The 22,614-nt window shown below is 41.7% G+C and carries 16 protein-coding genes, 3 tRNA genes, 3 rRNA genes, 1 other RNA gene and 1 pseudogene; all 24 read left to right on the top strand.

The features are described from left to right. The first annotated feature begins 10 nt into the window (after positions 1–10). The 24 genes and pseudogenes from ftsH (at position 11) to STYK_RS00180 (ending at position 22,602) form a co-directional block, all read left to right on the top strand. Positions 11–1,969, top strand: coding sequence for an ATP-dependent zinc metalloprotease FtsH (ftsH, locus tag STYK_RS00065; RefSeq protein ID WP_084923909.1), 1,959 nt, complete (start codon positions 11–13; stop codon positions 1,967–1,969). A gap of 120 nt (positions 1,970–2,089) precedes the next feature. Then, positions 2,090–2,569 carry a sigma-70 RNA polymerase sigma factor region 4 domain-containing protein gene (locus STYK_RS00070; protein WP_261805006.1) on the top strand — a complete coding sequence of 160 codons (480 nt, stop codon included), beginning with the start codon at positions 2,090–2,092 and terminating at the stop codon, positions 2,567–2,569. Between the two features lie 91 nt (positions 2,570–2,660). After that, a tRNA-Glu gene (locus STYK_RS00075) sits at positions 2,661–2,732 on the top strand. Between the two features lie 242 nt (positions 2,733–2,974). Continuing rightward, positions 2,975–4,520 (top strand): 16S ribosomal RNA (locus STYK_RS00080). Between the two features lie 51 nt (positions 4,521–4,571). Further along, positions 4,572–4,644 (top strand) — tRNA-Ala (locus tag STYK_RS00085). A gap of 125 nt (positions 4,645–4,769) precedes the next feature. Beyond that, a 23S ribosomal RNA gene (locus STYK_RS00090) occupies positions 4,770–7,670 on the top strand. Between the two features lie 76 nt (positions 7,671–7,746). Continuing rightward, positions 7,747–7,862: ribosomal RNA gene (gene rrf, locus STYK_RS00095) — 5S ribosomal RNA — on the top strand. Together the 16S, 23S and 5S rRNA genes with 3 tRNA genes alongside form the textbook arrangement of a ribosomal RNA operon. Positions 7,863–7,867: 5 nt before the next feature. Continuing rightward, positions 7,868–7,941 (top strand) — tRNA-Asn (locus STYK_RS00100). A 380-nt stretch (positions 7,942–8,321) separates the two neighbouring features. Beyond that, complete coding sequence (gene comW, locus STYK_RS00105; protein WP_261805007.1) at positions 8,322–8,558, top strand: sigma(X)-activator ComW; 237 nt, start codon at positions 8,322–8,324, stop codon at positions 8,556–8,558. A gap of 230 nt (positions 8,559–8,788) precedes the next feature. Continuing rightward, a complete protein-coding gene (locus tag STYK_RS00110; RefSeq protein ID WP_001832534.1) occupies positions 8,789–10,075 on the top strand; it encodes an adenylosuccinate synthase in 1,287 nt (428 codons plus the stop codon). 199 nt (positions 10,076–10,274) lie between these two features. Beyond that, positions 10,275–10,742 (top strand): tRNA adenosine(34) deaminase TadA, encoded by a 468-nt coding sequence (gene tadA / locus STYK_RS00115; RefSeq protein WP_001110112.1) that lies wholly within the window; start codon positions 10,275–10,277, stop codon positions 10,740–10,742. Positions 10,743–10,774: 32 nt separating this feature from the next. Continuing rightward, an RNA gene (ffs, locus tag STYK_RS00120) (signal recognition particle sRNA small type) lies at positions 10,775–10,872 on the top strand. Between the two features lie 56 nt (positions 10,873–10,928). Then, entirely contained in the window at positions 10,929–11,372 is a 444-nt protein-coding gene (locus tag STYK_RS00125) for a dUTP diphosphatase (protein ID WP_004257643.1), read from the top strand. Further along, positions 11,332–11,889, top strand: a complete 558-nt coding sequence (locus tag STYK_RS00130; RefSeq protein ID WP_000863561.1) for a histidine phosphatase family protein — start codon at positions 11,332–11,334, stop codon at positions 11,887–11,889. Before STYK_RS00125 ends, STYK_RS00130 begins: the two co-directional genes overlap by 41 nt. A gap of 13 nt (positions 11,890–11,902) precedes the next feature. Then, entirely contained in the window at positions 11,903–13,264 is a 1,362-nt protein-coding gene (gene radA, locus STYK_RS00135; RefSeq protein ID WP_078228442.1) for a DNA repair protein RadA, read from the top strand. 72 nt (positions 13,265–13,336) lie between these two features. Next, positions 13,337–13,834, top strand: coding sequence for a beta-class carbonic anhydrase (locus STYK_RS00140; protein WP_004237611.1), 498 nt, complete (start codon positions 13,337–13,339; stop codon positions 13,832–13,834). A gap of 24 nt (positions 13,835–13,858) precedes the next feature. After that, positions 13,859–14,674, top strand: coding sequence for a PrsW family intramembrane metalloprotease (locus STYK_RS00145; protein WP_261805008.1), 816 nt, complete (start codon positions 13,859–13,861; stop codon positions 14,672–14,674). A 145-nt stretch (positions 14,675–14,819) separates the two neighbouring features. Next, positions 14,820–15,788: a ribose-phosphate diphosphokinase gene (locus tag STYK_RS00150; RefSeq protein ID WP_000010168.1), complete on the top strand. Its 969-nt coding sequence runs from the start codon at positions 14,820–14,822 to the stop codon at positions 15,786–15,788. Positions 15,789–15,905: 117 nt separating this feature from the next. Next, positions 15,906–16,871 (top strand): Rpn family recombination-promoting nuclease/putative transposase, encoded by a 966-nt coding sequence (locus STYK_RS00155; protein WP_031237278.1) that lies wholly within the window; start codon positions 15,906–15,908, stop codon positions 16,869–16,871. Continuing rightward, positions 16,864–17,360: pseudogene (locus tag STYK_RS00160) on the top strand (Rpn family recombination-promoting nuclease/putative transposase); the annotation flags it as partial. The gene STYK_RS00155 and the pseudogene STYK_RS00160, both read left to right, overlap by 8 nt. Before the next feature lie 365 nt (positions 17,361–17,725). Next, positions 17,726–18,793, top strand: a complete 1,068-nt coding sequence (locus STYK_RS10235; protein WP_315972276.1) for an N-acetylmuramoyl-L-alanine amidase family protein — start codon at positions 17,726–17,728, stop codon at positions 18,791–18,793. Positions 18,794–18,938: 145 nt separating this feature from the next. Next, positions 18,939–20,270: a nucleoside triphosphate hydrolase gene (locus tag STYK_RS00170; protein ID WP_261805009.1), complete on the top strand. Its 1,332-nt coding sequence runs from the start codon at positions 18,939–18,941 to the stop codon at positions 20,268–20,270. 210 nt (positions 20,271–20,480) lie between these two features. Beyond that, entirely contained in the window at positions 20,481–20,939 is a 459-nt protein-coding gene (locus STYK_RS00175) for a hypothetical protein (protein WP_261805010.1), read from the top strand. Positions 20,940–22,083: 1,144 nt separating this feature from the next. Next, the gene (locus tag STYK_RS00180; RefSeq protein WP_261805011.1) at positions 22,084–22,602 is read left to right on the top strand and encodes an LPXTG cell wall anchor domain-containing protein; all 519 of its coding nucleotides are present in this window, start codon (positions 22,084–22,086) and stop codon (positions 22,600–22,602) included. The last annotated feature ends 12 nt before the right edge of the window (positions 22,603–22,614 follow it).

Genomic DNA, 22,614 nt, shown 5'->3' on the forward strand with positions numbered 1-22,614 from the left:
ACAATTTTTAATGAAAAAACAAAATAATGGTTTAATTAAAAATCCTTTTCTATGGTTATTACTTATTTTTTTCCTAGTTACAGCTTATCAGTATTTTAGTACAGGTAGTGTTGCAGGGAAAAGTGAGCAAATTAATTATACAGAATTGGTAAAAGAAATTACCGATGACAATGTAAAAGAATTGACTTACCAACCAAATGGCAGTGTTATCGAAGTTTCAGGTGTCTATAAAAATCCTAAAACAAGTAAAGAAGAAACAGGTATCCAGTTCTTTTCTCCTTCTGCTACAACAGTAGAGAAATTTTCAAGTATTATTCTTCCTTCAGATACTACAGTATCAGAATTGCAAAAACTTGCTTCTGACCATAAGGCGGAAGTAACTGTTAAGCATGAAAGTTCAAGTGGTATGTGGATTAATATTCTTGTATCCATTGTGCCATTCGGTATTCTATTCTTCTTCCTATTCTCTATGATGGGAAATATGGGAGGAAATAATAGCCGTAACCCAATGAGTTTTGGACGTAGTAAGGCTAAAGCCGCAAATAAAGAAGATATTAAAGTAAGATTTTCAGATGTTGCTGGAGCTGAGGAAGAAAAACAAGAACTAGTTGAAGTTGTTGAATTCTTAAAAGATCCAAAACGATTTACAAAACTTGGGGCCCGTATTCCAGCAGGTGTTCTTTTAGAGGGACCTCCGGGGACAGGTAAGACCTTGCTTGCTAAGGCAGTTGCTGGAGAAGCAGGTGTTCCATTCTTTAGTATCTCAGGATCGGACTTTGTAGAAATGTTTGTCGGAGTTGGAGCTAGTCGTGTTCGTTCTCTTTTTGAAGATGCTAAAAAAGCAGCACCAGCTATTATCTTTATCGATGAAATTGATGCTGTTGGACGTCAACGTGGAGTTGGTCTTGGCGGAGGAAATGATGAACGTGAACAAACCTTGAACCAACTTTTGATTGAGATGGATGGTTTTGAGGGAAATGAAGGGATTATCGTTATCGCTGCGACAAACCGTTCAGATGTACTTGATCCTGCCCTTTTGCGTCCAGGACGTTTTGATAGAAAAGTATTGGTTGGCCGTCCTGATGTTAAAGGTCGCGAAGCAATCTTGAAAGTTCATGCTAAGAACAAGCCTTTAGCAGAAGATGTTGATTTGAAATTAGTGGCTCAACAAACTCCAGGTTTTGTTGGTGCTGATTTAGAGAATGTATTGAATGAGGCGGCTCTAGTTGCTGCTCGTCGCAATAAATCGATAATTGATGCTTCAGATATTGATGAAGCAGAAGATAGAGTTATTGCTGGTCCTTCTAAGAAAGATAAGACAGTTTCACAAAAAGAACGTGAATTGGTTGCCTACCATGAGGCTGGACATACCATTGTTGGTTTAGTCTTGTCGAATGCTCGTGTTGTTCATAAAGTTACTATCGTACCACGTGGACGTGCCGGCGGATATATGATTGCACTTCCTAAGGAAGACCAAATGCTTCTTTCCAAAGAAGATATAAAAGAGCAATTGGCTGGCTTAATGGGTGGACGTGTAGCTGAAGAAATTATCTTTAATGTCCAAACTACAGGAGCTTCAAACGATTTTGAACAAGCGACACAAATGGCGCGTGCAATGGTTACAGAGTACGGTATGAGTGAAAAACTTGGCCCAGTACAATATGAAGGAAATCATGCTATGTTTGGTGCACAGAGTCCTCAAAAATCAATTTCAGAACAAACAGCTTATGAAATTGACGAAGAAGTTCGTTCATTATTAAATGAAGCACGAAATAAAGCTGCTGAAATTATTCAGTCAAATCGTGAAACTCACAAGTTGATTGCAGAAGCATTATTGAAATACGAAACATTGGATAGTACGCAAATTAAATCTCTTTACGAAACAGGAAAGATGCCTGAAACAGTAGAAGAGGAATCTCATGCATTATCTTATGATGAAGTAAAGTCAAAAATGAATGATGAAAAATAACCGAAAGAGAGGCGTATCCTCTCTTTTTTGTGCAGTTTAGACGGTGTAGGGAACAGAATGGGGGAAATGGGACAAAAGTGTTTCTGAATCTGTTAAACTGTATCTAGAAAGGGGAACGTTATGTTTAAAGAATTGTATAAAGAAGTCCAGGGGATTGTATATAAGTGTAGAAATGAATATTACCTTCATTTATGGGATCTATCGGATTGGGACCAAGAGGGGATGATTTGCTTACATGAATTGATTAGTAGAGAAGAAGGAATAGTAGAAGACATTCCTCGTTTAAGAAAATATTTCAAAACTAAGTTCCGTAATCGAATTCTAGACTATATCCGTAAGCAAGAAAGTCAAAAACGAAGATATGATAAAGAACCGTATGAAGAAGTAGGTGAGATTAGTCATCGTATCAGTGAGGGAGGTCTGTGTCTAGATGATTATTATCTCTTTCATGAGACACTAAGAGATTATAGAAGTAAACAAAGTAAAGACAAACAAGAAGAGTTAGAACGGGTCCTAAGACATGAACGCTTCCGAGGGCGTCAAAGAGTATTAAGAGACTTACGTATTGTGTTTAAGGAGTTTGATATCCGTACTCGGTAAGAAGCTATGCAAAAAAAAGAAAAAAGCAGAAAAAGTTGTTGACAAAAAATAAAAAGCCAGTATAATAGTAAGAGTTGAAAATAACAACTCTGGTCCGTTGGTCAAGGGGTTAAGACACCGCCTTTTCACGGCGGTAACACGGGTTCGAATCCCGTACGGACTATGGTATGTTGCGGATGGAACACTTGATGAAAAAAGATTAAAAAAGTTTCAAAAAAGTGTTGACAAGCGAAAGCACCTGTGATATACTAATATAGTTGTCGCTTGAGAGAAGTGAGTGACAAAGACCTTTGAAAACTGAACAAGACGAACCAATGTGCAGGGCACTACAACTAAGGTTGTAGTACTGAACAATGAAAAAAACAATAAATCTGTCAGTGACAGAAATGAGTGAGAACTCAAACTTTTAATGAGAGTTTGATCCTGGCTCAGGACGAACGCTGGCGGCGTGCCTAATACATGCAAGTAGAACGCTGAAGGAGGAGCTTGCTCTTCTGGATGAGTTGCGAACGGGTGAGTAACGCGTAGGTAACCTGCCTGGTAGCGGGGGATAACTATTGGAAACGATAGCTAATACCGCATAAGAGTAGATGTTGCATGACATTTGCTTAAAAGGTGCAATTGCATCACTACCAGATGGACCTGCGTTGTATTAGCTAGTTGGTGGGGTAACGGCTCACCAAGGCGACGATACATAGCCGACCTGAGAGGGTGATCGGCCACACTGGGACTGAGACACGGCCCAGACTCCTACGGGAGGCAGCAGTAGGGAATCTTCGGCAATGGACGAAAGTCTGACCGAGCAACGCCGCGTGAGTGAAGAAGGTTTTCGGATCGTAAAGCTCTGTTGTAAGAGAAGAACGAGTGTGAGAGTGGAAAGTTCACACTGTGACGGTATCTTACCAGAAAGGGACGGCTAACTACGTGCCAGCAGCCGCGGTAATACGTAGGTCCCGAGCGTTGTCCGGATTTATTGGGCGTAAAGCGAGCGCAGGCGGTTAGATAAGTCTGAAGTTAAAGGCTGTGGCTTAACCATAGTACGCTTTGGAAACTGTTTAACTTGAGTGCAAGAGGGGAGAGTGGAATTCCATGTGTAGCGGTGAAATGCGTAGATATATGGAGGAACACCGGTGGCGAAAGCGGCTCTCTGGCTTGTAACTGACGCTGAGGCTCGAAAGCGTGGGGAGCAAACAGGATTAGATACCCTGGTAGTCCACGCCGTAAACGATGAGTGCTAGGTGTTAGACCCTTTCCGGGGTTTAGTGCCGCAGCTAACGCATTAAGCACTCCGCCTGGGGAGTACGACCGCAAGGTTGAAACTCAAAGGAATTGACGGGGGCCCGCACAAGCGGTGGAGCATGTGGTTTAATTCGAAGCAACGCGAAGAACCTTACCAGGTCTTGACATCCCTCTGACCGCTCTAGAGATAGAGTTTTCCTTCGGGACAGAGGTGACAGGTGGTGCATGGTTGTCGTCAGCTCGTGTCGTGAGATGTTGGGTTAAGTCCCGCAACGAGCGCAACCCCTATTGTTAGTTGCCATCATTCAGTTGGGCACTCTAGCGAGACTGCCGGTAATAAACCGGAGGAAGGTGGGGATGACGTCAAATCATCATGCCCCTTATGACCTGGGCTACACACGTGCTACAATGGCTGGTACAACGAGTCGCAAGCCGGTGACGGCAAGCTAATCTCTTAAAGCCAGTCTCAGTTCGGATTGTAGGCTGCAACTCGCCTACATGAAGTCGGAATCGCTAGTAATCGCGGATCAGCACGCCGCGGTGAATACGTTCCCGGGCCTTGTACACACCGCCCGTCACACCACGAGAGTTTGTAACACCCGAAGTCGGTGAGGTAACCGTAAGGAGCCAGCCGCCTAAGGTGGGATAGATGATTGGGGTGAAGTCGTAACAAGGTAGCCGTATCGGAAGGTGCGGCTGGATCACCTCCTTTCTAAGGAAAAGGAACTGCGCATTGGTCTTGTTTAGTCTTGAGAGGTCTTGTGGGGCCTTAGCTCAGCTGGGAGAGCGCCTGCTTTGCACGCAGGAGGTCAGCGGTTCGATCCCGCTAGGCTCCATCGGTGAGAGATCACCAAGTAATGCACATTGAAAATTGAATATCTATATCAAATAGTAACAAGAAAATAAACCGAAAACGCTGTAGTATTAATAAGAGTTTATGACTGAAAGGTCAGAAAAATAAGGTTAAGTTAATAAGGGCGCACGGTGGATGCCTTGGCACTAGGAGCCGAAGAAGGACGTGACAAACGACGATATGCCTTGGGTAGCTGTAAGTAAGCGATGATCCAGGGATTTCCGAATGGGGGAACCCAACAGGTACTACCTGTTACCCACATCTGTTAAGGATGTGAGGAGGAAGACGCAGTGAACTGAAACATCTAAGTAGCTGCAGGAAGAGAAAGCAAAAGCGATTGCCTTAGTAGCGGCGAGCGAAACGGCAGAAGGGCAAACCGAAGAGTTTACTCTTCGGGGTTGTAGGACTGCAATGTGGACTCAAAGATTATAGAAGAATGATTTGGGAAGATCAGCCAAAGAGAGTAATAGCCTCGTATTTAAAATAGTCTTTGTACCTAGCAGTATCCTGAGTACGGCGGGACACGTGAAATCCCGTCGGAATCTGGGAGGACCATCTCCCAACCCTAAATACTCCCTAGTGACCGATAGTGAACCAGTACCGTGAGGGAAAGGTGAAAAGCACCCCGGGAGGGGAGTGAAATAGAACCTGAAACCGTGTGCCTACAACAAGTTCGAGCCCGTTAATGGGTGAGAGCGTGCCTTTTGTAGAATGAACCGGCGAGTTACGTTATGATGCGAGGTTAAGTTGAAGAGACGGAGCCGTAGGGAAACCGAGTCTGAATAGGGCGAATTAGTATCATGACGTAGACCCGAAACCATGTGACCTACCCATGAGCAGGTTGAAGGTGCGGTAAGACGCACTGGAGGACCGAACCAGGGCACGTTGAAAAGTGCTTGGATGACTTGTGGGTAGCGGAGAAATTCCAAACGAACTTGGAGATAGCTGGTTCTCTCCGAAATAGCTTTAGGGCTAGCGTCGACATAAAGATTCTTGGAGGTAGAGCACTGTTTGGGTGAGGGGTCCATCCCGGATTACCAATCTCAGATAAACTCCGAATGCCAATGAATTATGGTCGGCAGTCAGACTGCGAGTGCTAAGATCCGTAGTCGAAAGGGAAACAGCCCAGACCACCAGCTAAGGTCCCAAAATAATTGTTAAGTGGAAAAGGATGTGGGGTTGCACAGACAACTAGGATGTTAGCTTAGAAGCAGCTATTCATTCAAAGAGTGCGTAATAGCTCACTAGTCGAGTGACCCTGCGCCGAAAATGTACCGGGGCTAAAACAATTTACCGAAGCTGTGGATACCTTTATAGGTATGGTAGGAGAGCGTTCTATGTGTGATGAAGGTGTACCGTGAGGAGTGCTGGAACGCATAGAAGTGAGAATGCCGGTATGAGTAGCGAAAGACAGGTGAGAATCCTGTCCACCGTAAGACTAAGGTTTCCAGGGGAAGGCTCGTCCGCCCTGGGTTAGTCGGGACCTAAGGAGAGACCGAAAGGTGTATCCGATGGACAACAGGTTGATATTCCTGTACTAGAGTATGTAGTGATGGAGGGACGCAGTAGGCTAACTAAAGCAGACGATTGGAAGTGTCTGTCTAAGCAGTGAGGTGTGAACTGAGTCAAATGCTTAGTTCTATAACATTGAGCTGTGATGGGGAGCGAAGTTTAGTAGCGAAGTTAGTGACGTCACACTGCCAAGAAAAGCTTCTAGCGTTTAAACATACTCTACCCGTACCGCAAACCGACACAGGTAGTCGAGGCGAGTAGCCTCAGGTGAGCGAGAGAACTCTCGTTAAGGAACTCGGCAAAATGACCCCGTAACTTCGGGAGAAGGGGTGCTGACTTTAAGTCAGCCGCAGTGAATAGGCCCAAGCAACTGTTTATCAAAAACACAGCTCTCTGCTAAATCGTAAGATGATGTATAGGGGGTGACGCCTGCCCGGTGCTGGAAGGTTAAGAGGAGTGCTTAGCGCAAGCGAAGGTATGAATTGAAGCCCCAGTAAACGGCGGCCGTAACTATAACGGTCCTAAGGTAGCGAAATTCCTTGTCGGGTAAGTTCCGACCCGCACGAAAGGCGTAATGATTTGGGCACTGTCTCAACGAGAGACTCGGTGAAATTTTAGTACCTGTGAAGATGCAGGTTACCCGCGACAGGACGGAAAGACCCCATGGAGCTTTACTGCAGTTTGATATTGAGTGTCTGTACCACATGTACAGGATAGGTAGGAGTCTATGAGATCGGGACGCCAGTTTCGAAGGAGACGATGTTGGGATACTACCCTTGTGTTATGGCCACTCTAACCCAGATAGGTGATCCCTATCGGAGACAGTGTCTGACGGGCAGTTTGACTGGGGCGGTCGCCTCCTAAAAGGTAACGGAGGCGCCCAAAGGTTCCCTCAGAATGGTTGGAAATCATTCGCAGAGTGTAAAGGTATAAGGGAGCTTGACTGCGAGAGCTACAACTCGAGCAGGGACGAAAGTCGGGCTTAGTGATCCGGTGGTTCCGTATGGAAGGGCCATCGCTCAACGGATAAAAGCTACCCTGGGGATAACAGGCTTATCTCCCCCAAGAGTTCACATCGACGGGGAGGTTTGGCACCTCGATGTCGGCTCGTCGCATCCTGGGGCTGTAGTCGGTCCCAAGGGTTGGGCTGTTCGCCCATTAAAGCGGCACGCGAGCTGGGTTCAGAACGTCGTGAGACAGTTCGGTCCCTATCCGTCGCGGGCGTAGGAAATTTGAGAGGATCTGCTCCTAGTACGAGAGGACCAGAGTGGACTTACCGCTGGTGTACCAGTTGTCTTGCCAAAGGCATCGCTGGGTAGCTATGTAGGGAAGGGATAAACGCTGAAAGCATCTAAGTGTGAAACCCACCTCAAGATGAGATTTCCCATGATTTTATATCAGTAAGAGCCCTGAGAGATGATCAGGTAGATAGGTTAGAAGTGGAAGTGTGGCGACACATGTAGCGGACTAATACTAATAGCTCGAGGACTTATCCAAAGTAACTGAGAATATGAAAGCGAATGGTTTTCTTGATTTGAATAGATATTCAATTTTGAGTAGGTATTACTCAGAGTTAAGTGACGATAGCCTAGGAGATACACCTGTACCCATGCCGAACACAGAAGTTAAGCCCTAGAACGCCGGAAGTAGTTGGGGGTTGCCCCCTGTGAGATATGGAAGTCGCTTAGCTTTAATCCGCCATAGCTCAGTTGGTAGTAGCGCATGACTGTTAATCATGATGTCGTAGGTTCGAGTCCTACTGGCGGAGTAGTTAAGAAAAAGAGGTTTAGGCCTCTTTTTTTATATAATTAATAATCTATTTTGAGTTATTTGGTGTGAGATATTTTTTGCTGAGTAAAGTTTCATAGCCCTCCGTTTTCGAGCAAGGAGATCTTTTTAGTACTTTAATCGAGGGTAGCGAAGAGGCTAAACGTGACGGACTGTAAATACGCTCCTTCGAGGGTTCGCATCCTTCCGCTTCCATTATCTTAATTTTTGAAATTTAGGTAGTAGATTTCTTCCTATTCTGTCAACTTTTCCTATTTATTATCTTTTTGAGGTTAGTATTTGAGCAATTCAGGATTTAATAATAACTGTTTATAATTTTTTGTTAGAATAAGCTTATAAAAAGTAAAGGAGTGTATGCTTATGTTACAAAAAAATTATGAGCAGATGATGGATTTTTATAGAAACATTGAAGAAGAGTATGGTATGTTCTTCGGTGATAATTTTGATTGGGAACATTTTCATTTTAAGTTTTTGATTTATTATCTTGTCCGATATCGTATTGTGAGTCATCGGGATTTTATTGTTTACCATTATCGTGTTGCTTATCGTTTGTATCTTGAAAAATTGATAATGAAACAAGGTTTTGTTGCTTGTTGAGACAGCATGAGTTAATTTCCGAACAAATTTAACTTTTTGTGGGGAAATAATGATAAATAGCCGGAATTTTTTCTAAATCATTTTTTAATAGTTGGAAATAGCAAATCTTTCTATTGTTTCTTCTTGATAAAAAGGCGATTTTTTCTTATAATAAATTGTAAGATATAATTGCGGGTGAGATTCCTGCCATGTATGTGAGAAAGGAAGAGCCTGAGGGCTCAGACAAGATTATGACTTCAGTTGTTGTTGTAGGTACCCAGTGGGGTGATGAAGGTAAAGGGAAGATTACAGATTTCCTTTCAGCGAATGCAGAAGTGATTGCACGTTACCAAGGTGGTGATAATGCAGGGCACACGATTGTGATTGATGGTAAGAAATTTAAGTTGCACTTGATTCCATCTGGGATTTTCTTCCCTGAAAAAATCTCTGTTATTGGGAACGGTATGGTTGTAAATCCTAAATCTCTTGTAAAAGAGTTGAGCTATCTTCATGAGGAAGGTGTTACAACTGATAACTTGCGTATTTCTGATCGCGCGCATGTCATTTTGCCTTATCATATCGAGTTAGACCGTTTGCAAGAAGAAGCTAAGGGCGACAATAAGATTGGTACTACAATCAAGGGAATTGGTCCTGCTTATATGGACAAGGCTGCTCGTGTTGGGATTCGTATCGCAGATCTTTTGGATAAGGATATTTTCCGTGAGCGTTTAGAACGTAACCTTGCTGAAAAGAATCGTCTTTTTGAAAAATTGTATGACAGCAAAGCGATTGCTTTCGATGATATTTTTGAAGAATATTACGAATATGGTCAACAAATCAAGAAGTATGTGACAGACACATCTGTCATTTTGAATGATGCGCTTGATAACGGTAAACGAGTGCTTTTTGAAGGTGCGCAAGGTGTTATGCTAGATATCGACCAAGGTACGTATCCATTTGTTACGTCGTCAAACCCTGTAGCTGGTGGTGTGACAATTGGTTCTGGTGTTGGTCCAAGTAAGATTGACAAGGTTGTAGGTGTATGTAAAGCCTATACGAGTCGTGTAGGAGATGGGCCTTTCCCAACTGAATTGTTTGATGAAGTGGGAGAACGTATCCGTGAAGTCGGTCATGAATATGGTACAACAACTGGTCGTCCACGTCGTGTGGGTTGGTTTGACTCAGTTGTGATGCGTCATAGTCGTCGTGTTTCTGGTATTACTAATCTTTCATTGAACTCTATCGATGTTTTGAGCGGTTTGGATACTGTGAAAATCTGTGTGGCCTATGATCTTGATGGTCAACGTATTGACTACTATCCAGCTAGTCTTGAGCAATTGAAACGTTGCAAGCCTATCTATGAAGAGTTGCCAGGTTGGTCAGAAGATATTACTGGAGTTCGTAATTTGGAAGATCTTCCTGAGAATGCGCGTAACTACGTTCGTCGTGTGAGTGAATTGGTTGGCGTTCGTATTTCTACTTTCTCAGTGGGTCCTGGTCGTGAACAAACAAATATTTTAGAAAGTGTTTGGTCCTAAGAGATTTTTAAGATTTGTTTAAGATAGGTCGGGTATACTATAGACAGTTACAAGAAGACCTCCTAACTTGTTGTAACAAATATCCTAAACTTTTCTTTTTCATAATAATCTCCCTATAAAGTCACCGCATTCGGTGGCTTTTTTTGTCTTGGGATTCATGATATAATAATAAAATCGATAAGTAGGAAAAGAGAAACGGATGAATTATACAGTTGAAGAAAAAGAAGTCTTCATGAGAGAGGCTTTGAGAGAGGCTGAGATTGCTCTTGAACACGATGAAATTCCAATTGGTTGTGTGATTGTCAAGGACGGAGAAATCATTGGTCGTGGGCATAATGCACGTGAGGAGTTGCAGCGAGCGGTTATGCACGCGGAGATTATGGCCATAGAGAATGCGAATCTGAGTGAGGAGAGCTGGCGCTTGCTTGATTGCACGCTTTTTGTGACCATTGAGCCTTGTGTCATGTGTAGTGGGGCGATTGGACTCGCCCGCATTCCAAACGTGGTCTACGGGGCTAAAAACCAGAAATTTGGCGCTGCTGGGAGTTTGTACGATATCTTGACAGATGAGCGTCTCAATCATCGTGTGGAGGTTGAAACGGGAATTTTGGAAGATGAATGCGCAGCTATTATGCAGGACTTTTTTAGAAATAGACGGAAAAAATAATTTTTCTTTTAAAATGAATAGGAATGTGATATAATAAATAGTGGAGCAACAGTTCTGCGTGAAGCGGGTCAGGGGAGGAATCCAGCAGCCCTAAGCGATTTGAATTGTGTGCTCTTTTTTTCGTGCTTTTTACGAATAAATAAGATAGAATAATCTAGAATAAATGATAATAGAAAAGAGAAGATGATGAAAATTCGTGGTTTTGAATTGGTTTCTAGTTTTACAGATGAAAATTTATTGCCAAAGCGTGAGACAGCGCATGCGGCTGGTTACGACTTAAAGGTTGCTGTGCGTACGGTTATTGCGCCAGGAGAGATTGTCTTGGTTCCGACAGGGGTTAAGGCTTATATGCAGCCGACTGAGGTTCTTTACCTTTATGATCGTTCTTCAAACCCTCGTAAGAAGGGCTTAGTTTTAATTAACTCGGTTGGGGTCATTGATGGGGATTATTATGGCAATACTGGGAATGAAGGGCATATTTTTGCTCAGATGAAGAATATTACAGATCAAGAAGTTGTTCTTGAAGTTGGGGAACGTGTGGTCCAGGCTGTCTTTGCTCCTTTCTTAATTGCAGATGGAGATATGGCTGATGGCGTTCGAACTGGTGGATTTGGATCGACCGGGCACTAGAATGAAGATTATCTTTGTACGTCACGGGGAGCCAGATTATCGTGAGTTAGAGGAGCGTTCTTATACGGGATTTGGGATAGATTTGGCCCCCTTGTCTGAGAAGGGACGGCAGCAAGCCCAGAAACTGAGCACCAATCCTTTACTCCCTTCAGCTGAAATAATCGTATCTTCTGCAGTCACAAGAGCTTTAGAAACGGCTTCTTATGTGGCTTGTGTTACTGGACTTCCTTTGAGAGTGGAACCATTATTGCATGAATGGCAGGTCTATGAAAGTGGCACAGATAATTTTGAAAAAGCTCGTGCTATATTTCTAGAAAATAATGGGGAGTTACTTCCTAATAGTCCTATTCAATATGAGACAGCTGCGAAGATGAAGTCTCGTTTTCTAGAATGCATGGCTAAGTATCGAGATTACCAGACCGTGATAGTGGTAACTCACAACATGCTCATGCGTCAGTTTGTGCCAAATGAGAAGATTGATTTTTGCCAAGTGATTGAGTGTGAGTTAGAGATATAGAAAGAGGTTTATCATCGCAAAGAAAAAAGCGACATTTGTATGTCAAAATTGTGGGTATAATTCACCTAAATATCTGGGGCGTTGCCCCAACTGTGGGTCTTGGTCTTCTTTTGTAGAAGAGGTTGAGGTTGCCGAGGTCAAGAATGCGCGTGTGTCCTTGACAGGTGAGAAAACCAAGCCCATGAAACTGGCTGAGGTGACTTCCATCAATGTCAATCGAACCAAGACGGAGATGGAGGAATTCAACCGTGTACTTGGAGGCGGAGTGGTACCGGGAAGTCTCGTCCTCATAGGTGGGGATCCTGGGATTGGGAAATCAACCCTTCTCCTACAAGTCTCAACTCAGCTGTCTCAAGTTGGGACTGTTCTCTACGTCAGTGGGGAGGAGTCTGCCCAGCAGATTAAGCTACGAGCAGAGCGCTTGGGTGATATTGATAGTGAGTTTTATCTTTATGCAGAGACCAATATGCAGAGTGTTCGAACTGAGGTGGAGCGCATCCAGCCAGACTTCCTCATCATCGACTCCATTCAGACTATTATGTCTCCTGAGATTTCAGGGGTGCAGGGGTCTGTTTCTCAAGTGCGTGAGGTGACAGCGGAACTTATGCAGCTGGCCAAAACAAATAACATTGCCATCTTTATCGTAGGACATGTGACCAAGGAGGGCACTCTAGCTGGTCCTCGTATGTTGGAGCATATGGTGGATACGGTGCTTTACTTTGAAGGGGAGCGTCACCATACCTTTCGTATTTTGAGAGCGGTCAAAAACCGGTTTGGCTCCACTAATGAGATTGGGATTTTTGAGATGCAGTCGGGTGGCTTGGTTGAAGTCCTCAATCCGAGTCAAGTTTTCCTAGAGGAGCGTTTGGATGGGGCGACTGGTTCGTCAATCGTTGTGACTATGGAAGGGACGCGTCCGATTTTGGCGGAGGTTCAGGCTTTGGTAACACCGACCATGTTTGGAAATGCCAAGCGTACGACGACAGGACTTGATTTTAATCGTGCGAGTTTGATTATGGCTGTTTTGGAAAAGCGTGCAGGTCTTCTCTTGCAAAATCAGGATGCCTATCTCAAATCTGCTGGCGGTGTTAAATTGGATGAACCTGCGATAGACTTAGCTGTTGCGGTTGCTATTGCTTCGAGTTATAAAGACAAGCCAACTAATCCTCAGGAATGTTTTGTAGGAGAACTTGGTTTGACGGGAGAGATTCGGCGCGTGAATCGTATCGAACAACGCATCAATGAAGCTGCTAAACTGGGATTTACTAAGATTTATGTACCTAAGAATTCTTTGACAGGAATCACTCCGCCTAAGGAAATTCAGGTCATTGGAGTAACAACGATTCAGGAAGTTTTGAAAAAGGTCTTTGCATAATCCGTGACAAATCCTTTTAAAAATGATAAGATAGGAGAAATATTTGACTATCAAATTTTCGAGGAGGGAATCGTGTCGTATTTTGAACAGTTTATGCAAGCCAATCAAGCTTATGTTGCCTTACATGGGCAGTTAAATCTGCCACTTAAACCCAAAACTAGAGTAGCCATTGTGACCTGTATGGACTCACGTTTGCACGTTGCGCAAGCTTTGGGATTGGCACTTGGGGATGCTCATATCTTGCGGAATGCAGGTGGTCGAGTGACTGAGGACATGATTCGTTCGCTAGTTATTTCCCAGCAACAGATGGGGACAAGAGAGATTGTGGTGCTGCACCATACAGACTGTGGTGCTCAGACCTTTGAAAATGGACCTTTTCAGGAGTATTTAAAAGAGGAACTAGGTGTCGATGTGTCAGACCAGGACTTTTTGCCCTTCCAAGATATAGAGGAGAGTGTGCGTGAGGATATGCAACTCCTTATCGAGTCTCCCTTAATACCAGATGATGTGATAATCTCTGGTGCCATTTACGATGTGGATACAGGAAGTATGACAGTCGTAGAATTATAAATACTTCATTTAGAAAGAAAGTGTATGAAGAAAAACAGCATTTTATTTATTTTTATCTTATTGCTATGTATTGGTTTGCAGTATGAAACTATCTACTATACGGACGGTTCGATGTCAGCTGCGGAATATGGACTAATGGGAGTTTCTATCTTTCTAGCTCTCTTTTACATAATTCCGGCTCTTTATTTCCTTTTCCGTATTGGGAAAAAATGGGAATTGCCAAAGAAGGCCTTGATTTTGTCTTTATTGGGTGGGATGTTCCTTTCAGGATGGCTGTCTAGCTTTGCGAATACCTATATCCATGATTTACTGGGTGTTCTTTTCCCAGATAGTACATTTTTAAATGCCTTTGAAAGTGCTATTGTGGCTCCTTTGGTAGAAGAGCCCTTGAAATTATTGCCACTTGTCTTTGTTTTGGCTTTGATTCCTGTACGAAAATTAAAATCTTTGTTTTTACTTGGAATTGCTTCTGGTTTGGGATTTCAAATGATTGAGGATATTGGCTATATTCGTACGGATTTGCCAGAGGGCTTTGACTTTACTATTTCGAGAATTTTAGAGCGTATCATCTCAGGAATTGCCTCTCACTGGACTTTTTCAGGTCTGGCTGTAGTAGGTGTTTACTTGCTTTACAGAGCTTATAAAGGGCAGAAGGTTGGCAAGAAAGAGGGGCTTATTTTCCTAGGTTTAGCCTTGGGAACTCATTTCTTGTTTAATTCTCCTTTTGTTGAATTGGAGACAGAGTTGCCTTTAGCGATTCCAGTGGTTACGGCTATTACTCTCTATGGTTTTTATCAGGCTTATCGTTTTGTTGAGAAGCACAATGAGTTGATGAACTAGAATATTTTTTAAAAGAATGATGCAAGGGTACAAATATGGTGCCCTTCTTTTATTTTTGATTGAAAAATAGTGCAAAAAGCGCTACAATGGTAAATGGAAAAATCTTGTGAAAAGCACAAGCGATACATATATACCGGAGGAAATCATGTCTTTTTCTGATTTAAAGCTGTTTGCCCTTTCTTCTAATCAAGAATTGGCAAAACGTGTAGCGCAGGAGATTGGGATAGAGTTGGGGAAATCAAGTGTCCGCCAATTTTCAGATGGAGAGATTCAGGTCAACATCGAAGAATCAATCCGTGGGAAACACGTCTTTATCCTACAATCAACTAGTTCGCCTGTAAATGACAATCTGCTTGAAATTTTGATTATGGTAGATGCTTTGAAGCGTGCGAGTGCAGAATCTGTCAATGTTGTCATGCCTTACTATGGATATGCACGTCAGGATAGAAAGGCGAGAGCGCGTGAGCCAATCACTTCAAAACTTGTTGCAAATATGCTTGAAGTAGCTGGAGTGGATCGTTTATTGACCATCGACTTGCATGCTGCGCAGATTCAAGGATTCTTTGATATTCCTGTGGATCATTTGATGGGAGCTCCTCTGATTGCGGATTATTTTGAGCGTCGTGGCATGGTTGGTTCTGACTATGTGGTTGTCAGCCCAGACCATGGAGGGGTGACTCGTGCTCGAAAGTTGGCAGAATTTTTGAAAACATCTATTGCTATTATTGACAAACGTCGTAGCGTTGATAAGATGAATACCAGTGAAGTCATGAACATCATCGGTAAGGTAGAAGGCAAGACTTGTATCTTGATTGATGATATGATTGATACTGCTGGAACGATTTGTCATGCGGCAGATGCCCTTGCAGAAGCTGGTGCTGTTGAAGTCTATGCGAGCTGTACGCACCCAGTTCTATCTGGTCCAGCTATGGACAATATCCAAAATTCAGCTATTAAGAAATTGGTTGTTTTGGATACCATCTATCTGCCAGAAGAGCGTTTGATCGATAAGATTGAGCAAATTTCAATCGCTCATCTCCTAGGTGATGCTATTGTACGTATCCATGAAAAACGCCCACTTTCTCCACTTTTCAGTATTGAGAAAAAGATTTAATGACCAAGCCTGAGATGATTCTCAGGTTTTTTCATCTCTTTTCCGAATAAATAGATAGAGCCAGAGAATCTAGAAAACCTAGATTTAAAACTGTGGTATAATAAAAGGAGGAAGAGGATGATTCTCAGACATCCGGGCATCAGTCCGACCAATGATTTGGTTGCTAAGAAAATCTTTAGCAATCCAGAAATCACTTGTCAATTTATTCGCGATATGTTGGATTTACCAGCCAAAAATGTAACCATTTTGGAGGGGAGCAATATTCATGTCTTGCCATCCCTGCCTTACTCGGCTCAGGATTTCTATACCAGTATAGACGTCTTGGCGGAGTTGGATAATGGTACGCAAGTAATTATTGAAATTCAAGTTCATCATCAGAATTTTTTCATCAATCGCCTGTGGGCTTACCTGTGCAGTCAGGTCAATCAAAACCTAGAAAAAATTCGTCAACGAGAAGGTGATACACACCAGAGTTACAAACACATCGCACCAGTTTATGCTATTGCTATTGTGGACAGCAACTACTTCTCAGATGACTTGGCTTTTCATAGCTTTAGTATGCGCGAGAACACGACAGGTGAGGTCTTAACCATCACAAATAACGGTCAAGAACACCATCTAGTCAAGATGGCGTTCTTGGAATTAAAAAAATACAGAGAAACCAGCAAAGATAGCATTCGTAAGCCATGGTTGGAGTTTTTCGGGAACAAACCCTTTACCCAAGAACCCGAGCGAGCCATCAGCCAGGCAGACCAACTGCTGGACTACAAGAGCTGGTCCGAGGAGGACAGGAAAATGTTTAGTCAACTACGTATGCGCGAAGAACAAGCCTTGTTAGCACAGGACTATGCCCTGGAAACAGCTAGAGCAGAGGGGCTGGAACAAGGTATTGAACAAGGTTTAGAGCGTGGTCGTGCAGAGGGAATTGAAAAGGGGCGAGAAGAAGGTCTTGAACAAGGACTGGAGCGTGGGAAATTCTTTGCCTTCTTAGATATGGTTCGCCAAGGTCTTTTGCCTTCTGAAGTTGCTAGCGAGCAATTAGGCATGACTGTCTCTGAGTTTGAGGCACTATTGAAAGATTAAGACCATCACAAATAACGGTCATGAAAACCATCTAGTCAAGATAGCATTCTTGGAATTAAAAAATACAGAGAAACCAGCAAAGACGAGGTTCGCAAGCCCTGGTTGGAGTTTTTCGGCAACAAGCCCTTTACTCAAGAACCCGAGCGAGCTATCATCCAAGCAGACCAACTGCTAGACTACAAGAGCTGGTCCGAGGAGGACAGGAAAATGTTTAGTGAACAACGCAGGCGTGAAGAACAAGCCTTGTTAGCGCAGGACTATGCCTTGGAAACTGCTAGAGCGGAAGGAATCGAAAAAGGTTTAGAGCGAGGTCTTGAACGTGGTCGTGCAGAGGGTCTTGAACAAGGACGAGCAGAAGGCGTTGAACAGGGACTGGAGCGTGGGAAAATCTTTACCTTTCTAGATTTAGTACGCCAACATGTTTTAACCTCTGAATTTGCGAGTGAACAGTTGGACATGACTGTCGCTGAGTTTGAGTCCTTGCTATGAGGTCACATTTTAAATAGTAGAAAGTTAATGAAATGGCGAGTTATTTCTAAAATACTTGTCATTTTTGCTTGACATTTGGAAGGGGTTATAGGATAATATCATGGAAGTGAGTTCTATCCAACTATCGATATGGATTAAATATGTGAGGTTTGACTCAGGGTTTAAGAAATTTGTGAGATTTTCACTTGGGAGATACGGTATTTGAAGGGTATTTCATCTCACAAAAGCGTTTTTTTATCTTTTTTGAAAAAATAGGTAAAAAGTTGATGAAAACCCTTGACAAATCCTGCAAATATTTATATACTGTATGGTAGTAAGATAGTCTTACGAAAAAATTTTTAAAGAAAAACAAAGGAGATAAAACGATGAAAAAAGTTTTATTGACAAGCGCAGTCGCTCTTGCAGCATTTGGTGCTGCACAAGCTGTTTCAGCTGACAGACAATTGACACCTGAAGAAGCAGCATCAGTTAGAAAAGTTGAAAAAACTTACGATCCTTCACAAGTGGAAAAAGCAACTGAAACTAACCGTGCTGAACAAGTTCTAGCAAATGGAGATAAAGTAGTATCTGTTCAATATAAAGATGGTTCTACTTATACTTATTTGGTAATTAATCCTAAAAATCAATTCAAGGATAAAGTATCTAATCCATATGATAGCCAATTTAATCTTAAAGATGGTAAAGTTCAAAAGGTTGTACCATTCACAAATGGAACACATGGACGTATCAACGTTAAAGATAAACAAGGTGCACCAGTTGCAGGTGTTGAATTTGAGCTATTAGTTTACAAAACTACTGAAGATTTCTTGAATGCTCAAGGTGGAAAACCTGTTAAAGATGCCCCAGCTCCTGTAAGTGCTAAGACAAATGAAGCAGGTGATGCTGAGTTTGAATTACACGAGGGTGGAGTAGCGGTTTACCGTATTTTGACAGTACCAAAAGGTTACTTTTTACCTGAGCGCCTAACAAAATCTTCACTATTTACAGCAGATGCAGTTGGACGTAACGAAAATAATGATATGTATGTAAATGCATCAGTTGAAATTGAAAAAACTGACAGCTACAATGTTGTTCGTACTGAGTGGGTTCAAGGTGAAAACGGATGGCACTACTATGACAACAACAAACAAGTTACTGGTTGGAAACAAATCGACGGTAAATGGTACTTCTTTAACGCTGAAGGCGTAATGCAAAAATGGTGGGTTAAAGATGGTAACACTTGGTACTACCTAAATGGTTCAGGTGCTATGGAAACTGGTTGGTTGCAAGACGGTGGCAAATGGTACTTCCTTGAAGCATCAGGTGCTATGAAAGCTAGCCAATGGTTTGAAGTTGCTGGTAAATGGTACTACGTTGACGGTTCTGGTGCCCTTGCAGTTAATACTACTGTAGGTGGATACACTGTAAACGGAAACGGTGAATGGGTTAAATAATCTAGTTTAATCAAAAAAGCAGGAGATTTCTTCTGCTTTTTATTTTTTCCATAAAAAGTTCAGTTTTTTTTAGAATTTTTTTAAAAAATAAGATACAATAAAACTAGGTTTATTACCTAAAATTTTAAACATGGAGAATGCTCATATGAAAAATAAAAAAGCTTTAGCCCTAGCAGTAGCTAGCTTGACAATGGCAAGTGCAGCAGTTTTAACCAGTTACTCTGCAATTACAGCTCGTCCAGTAAGTGCGGAAGAAGTTGTTTATAGAACTGAGTGGATCACAGTGATTAATGGTCGTTCACAAGAACGTAAGACAGTATTTTTTGAAGATGGGAATCAGCCGATCTCTAAACATTCGACAATTGAAGGATTTGAATTTCAACGTGCCTATGTTGAAGGGGGAAGAAAATACTACTTATTCGTTGAGAAAGGGACAAAGATTGATGATTATGTAAACGATCCCGATGCGTCTGTCAGTGAGTTAAATACTCAAGGCTATAAAACTTCTGATAAAGATGTAAAATGGCGTGTGTCTGCTGGTAATCGTTATCTTTACTATAAAGGAAATCCTGTAAAAGGTTGTGCTAATGTTGATGGAAAAACTTACTATTTTGATAGTGAAGGTGTTATGGCTCACGGAGTTCTTGAAAACACATCTGAACGTTACTATCTAGACGGACAAGGTGTTAAGAAAACTGGTTTCATTAAAGTAGGAGAAAAAACCTATTATTTTGTGTCAGATGGAGCTCGTAAGACAGAGATTATCTCTGAAAATGGAAAAACTTATTTTGTCAAAGATGGTGTTGTGACAATTGGAGCGCATAAGGTAGGTGCTAAATGGTACTTCTTTGCTGAAGACGGTACAACCAAGTCAGGTATTGTAAAAGATAGTGCTGGAAAATGGTATTACATTACTACAGAAGGTGAGCGTAAGACAGGTCTTATCAAGGGTGCTGGTGATAAGTATTACTATGTCACTGAAGAAGGTGAACGTAAGTTTGGGGAAATTACCGTTGATGGTAAAACATATTTCTTAACAGATGAATCTAATACAAAAGCTGGCTGGAATAAAGTTGATAGTAACTGGATTTATGTGAATAAAGAAGGTAAACGTCAAGTTGGCTGGTTACAAGATGGCGGTAAGTGGTATTACTTTAACGCTGAAGGCATCATGCAAAAATGGTGGGTTAAAGATGGTGGCACTTGGTACTATCTAAACGGTTCAGGCGAAATGCAAACAGGTTGGTTGCAAGATGGTAGCACTTGGTACTATCTAAACGGTTCAGGTGCTATGCAAACAGGCTGGGCTAAAGTAGGTGATTCATGGTACTACCTCAAAGGCTCAGGTGCTATGGTAACTGGTTGGTTCCAAGTAGCTGGTAAATGGTATTATTCATATTCTTCAGGAGCTTTGGCAGTTAATACTACAATTAATGGGTATACTGTGAATGCTAATGGTGAATGGGTTTTATTTTAAGTAATTAAATCAAAGCAGGGGAGAAATCTCCTGCTTTTTAGCTTTTTTGGCTCTTTGTCAACTGTAGTGGATTGAAGAAAAGATAAGATTTAGAAAGGATAAATTTTTCCAGTTTAAATGAATTAAAAGGGTTTATTTATATTGCTTGCTTATGACATTAAGAAACGTTATAATGGAAAGGAATATATTATAAAAAAAGAGGTTTTTAAAATGGATAAAAAGAAAATAATTTTAACTAGCTTGGCTAGTGTTGCTATGTTGGGATCCGCATTTATTGCTTCTCAACCGTCAGTTGTAAAAGCTGCAGAAGAAACTACAGCTCAAAATGAAATTTTAGCTAATTTTGATCAAGCTTTAGAAGAAACTATTAAAGAATTAGAAGAAGAAGCAAAAAATGATCCAGGATCAGCTGAAAGTATTAAAGAGACAATTGCAAAATTAAAAGCAGAAGCAGCTAAAGAGAGAGCTAAAATCGAGGATGGGTTCAAGACAGGGAAAACCGCAGAAGCTACTGAAAATGAAATAGAAGAAATTGCTAAAAAAGAGGAAGCAGAAGAGGAAGAAGCAGCTAAAGCAGAGGAAGCAGCTCAAAAAGAATTTTTAGCGAATTTTGATAAAGCGTTAGAAGACGCAATTGCAGAATTAAAAAAAAGCGGATACTCAAAATAATCCTGAATTAGCAAAACAAGTTGCAGAGGCCATTACAAAATTAAAAGCAGAAGCAGCTAAACAGAAAAAAGAAATCGAGGATGGTTTCAAAAATGGTTTAACTGTAGAAGAAGCTGAAAAAGCAATTGATGATGCAAATAAAAAAGCTGCGGAAGAAGCAAAAGCAGAAGCAGAAGCAAAAGCAAAACAAGACGAGTTCTTAGCAAATTATGATAAAGCATTAGAAGAGGCTGTCAAAGAATTAGAAAAAGCTGAAACGAATAGTCCAGAAGAGGCAAAAGCAAAAGCTGACACAATTGCAGCATTAAAAGCAGCATCAGACGCAACAAGAAAACAAATCGTAGAAGGCTTCGAAAAAGGATTAACTGTAGAAGAAGCAGAGAAATTAATCGATAAAGCAAATGAGAAAGCTGCAGAAGAAGATAAAGAAGCGGCAGCAAAAGAAAAAGCAGCACAAGACGAGTTCTTAGCAAATTATGATAAAGCATTAGAAGAGGCTGTCAAAGAATTAGAAAAAGCTGAAACGAATAGTCCAGAAGAAGCAAAAGCAAAAGCTGACACAATTGCAGCGTTAAAAGCAGCATCAGACGCAACAAGAAAACAAATCGTAGAAGGCTTCGAAAAAGGATTAACTGTAGAAGAAGCAGAGAAATTAATCGATAAAGCGAATGAGAAGGCTGCAGAAGAAGATAAAGAAGCGGCAGCTAAAGAAGAAGCAGCGCAAAAAGAATTCTTAGCTAATTATGATGCAGCATTAAAAGCAGCAATTGCAGAGTTAGAAAAAGCTGAAACGAATAGTCCAGAAGAAGCAAAAGCAAAAGCTGATACAATTGCAGCATTAAAAGCAGCATCAGACGCAACAAGAAAACAAATCGTAGAAGGCTTCAAAAAAGGCTTAACTGCAAAACAAGCCGAAGAATTAATCGATAAAGCGAATGAGAAGGCTGCAGAAGAAGATAAAGAAGCGGCAGCTAAAGAAGAAGCAGCGCAAAAAGAATTCTTAGCTAATTATGATGCGGCATTAAAAGCAGCAATTGCAGAATTAGAAAAAGCTGATACGAAGAATGATCCTGAATTAGAAAAACAAAAACAGGAAGTAATTGAAAAATTAAAGGAAGAAGCAGCTAAAAAGAGATCTGACTTTGTGAAACGATTCAAAGAAGGCTTAACTGCAAAAGAAGCAGAAAAAGAATTAGATGAGGCAAATAAAAAAGCTGAAGAAACTACAAATCCCGCTCCTGCTGAGGAAAATAAACCAGCTGAACAACCTAAATCAGAAAAAGGTGAAGCTTTAGTTCAAGAAGAACTTCCAGAGTATCCTGAAATTAAAAAAGTAGGTGATAGTACTGGTAGCCCAACTAAAGAAGAAGGTAGACAAAGTGATAACACAGCTGTAAATGAACCTGCACTTGTATCAAAAACACCATCAGCTTCTGGAACAGATGCTCCAGCAGCAACACCAGCAGATGCTCCAGCAACTCCTGCGGTTGCACCAACTGTAGCAGGAACTAGCCAAGACAATACTTATCAAGCCCCAGCTGCAAAAGCAGATGATAAGAAAGAACTTCCAAATACTGGTGGAAAAGATAATGTTGCAATTGCATCATTAGGATTCCTTGGATTGCTCCTTGGTGCCCTTCCATTTGTGAAACGCAAAAACTAATTAGTTGAAGAT

It is taken from the genome of Streptococcus toyakuensis (genome assembly GCF_024346585.1).
GTDB lineage: Bacteria > Bacillota > Bacilli > Lactobacillales > Streptococcaceae > Streptococcus > Streptococcus toyakuensis.

What these genes read in the sequence shown, in the direction of transcription:
- ftsH (WP_084923909.1), top strand. Translation starts at nt 11, where the DNA reads ATGAAAAAACAAAATAATGGTTTAATTAAAAATCCTTTTCTATGGTTA.
- STYK_RS00070 (WP_261805006.1), top strand. Translation starts at nt 2,090, where the DNA reads ATGTTTAAAGAATTGTATAAAGAAGTCCAGGGGATTGTATATAAGTGT.
- comW (WP_261805007.1), top strand. Translation starts at nt 8,322, where the DNA reads ATGTTACAAAAAAATTATGAGCAGATGATGGATTTTTATAGAAACATT.
- STYK_RS00110 (WP_001832534.1), top strand. Translation starts at nt 8,789, where the DNA reads ATGACTTCAGTTGTTGTTGTAGGTACCCAGTGGGGTGATGAAGGTAAA.
- tadA (WP_001110112.1), top strand. Translation starts at nt 10,275, where the DNA reads ATGAATTATACAGTTGAAGAAAAAGAAGTCTTCATGAGAGAGGCTTTG.
- STYK_RS00125 (WP_004257643.1), top strand. Translation starts at nt 10,929, where the DNA reads ATGAAAATTCGTGGTTTTGAATTGGTTTCTAGTTTTACAGATGAAAAT.
- STYK_RS00130 (WP_000863561.1), top strand. Translation starts at nt 11,332, where the DNA reads ATGGCGTTCGAACTGGTGGATTTGGATCGACCGGGCACTAGAATGAAG.
- STYK_RS00145 (WP_261805008.1), top strand. Translation starts at nt 13,859, where the DNA reads ATGAAGAAAAACAGCATTTTATTTATTTTTATCTTATTGCTATGTATT.
- STYK_RS00150 (WP_000010168.1), top strand. Translation starts at nt 14,820, where the DNA reads ATGTCTTTTTCTGATTTAAAGCTGTTTGCCCTTTCTTCTAATCAAGAA.
- STYK_RS00155 (WP_031237278.1), top strand. Translation starts at nt 15,906, where the DNA reads ATGATTCTCAGACATCCGGGCATCAGTCCGACCAATGATTTGGTTGCT.
- STYK_RS10235 (WP_315972276.1), top strand. Translation starts at nt 17,726, where the DNA reads ATGAAAAAAGTTTTATTGACAAGCGCAGTCGCTCTTGCAGCATTTGGT.
- STYK_RS00170 (WP_261805009.1), top strand. Translation starts at nt 18,939, where the DNA reads ATGAAAAATAAAAAAGCTTTAGCCCTAGCAGTAGCTAGCTTGACAATG.
- STYK_RS00175 (WP_261805010.1), top strand. Translation starts at nt 20,481, where the DNA reads ATGGATAAAAAGAAAATAATTTTAACTAGCTTGGCTAGTGTTGCTATG.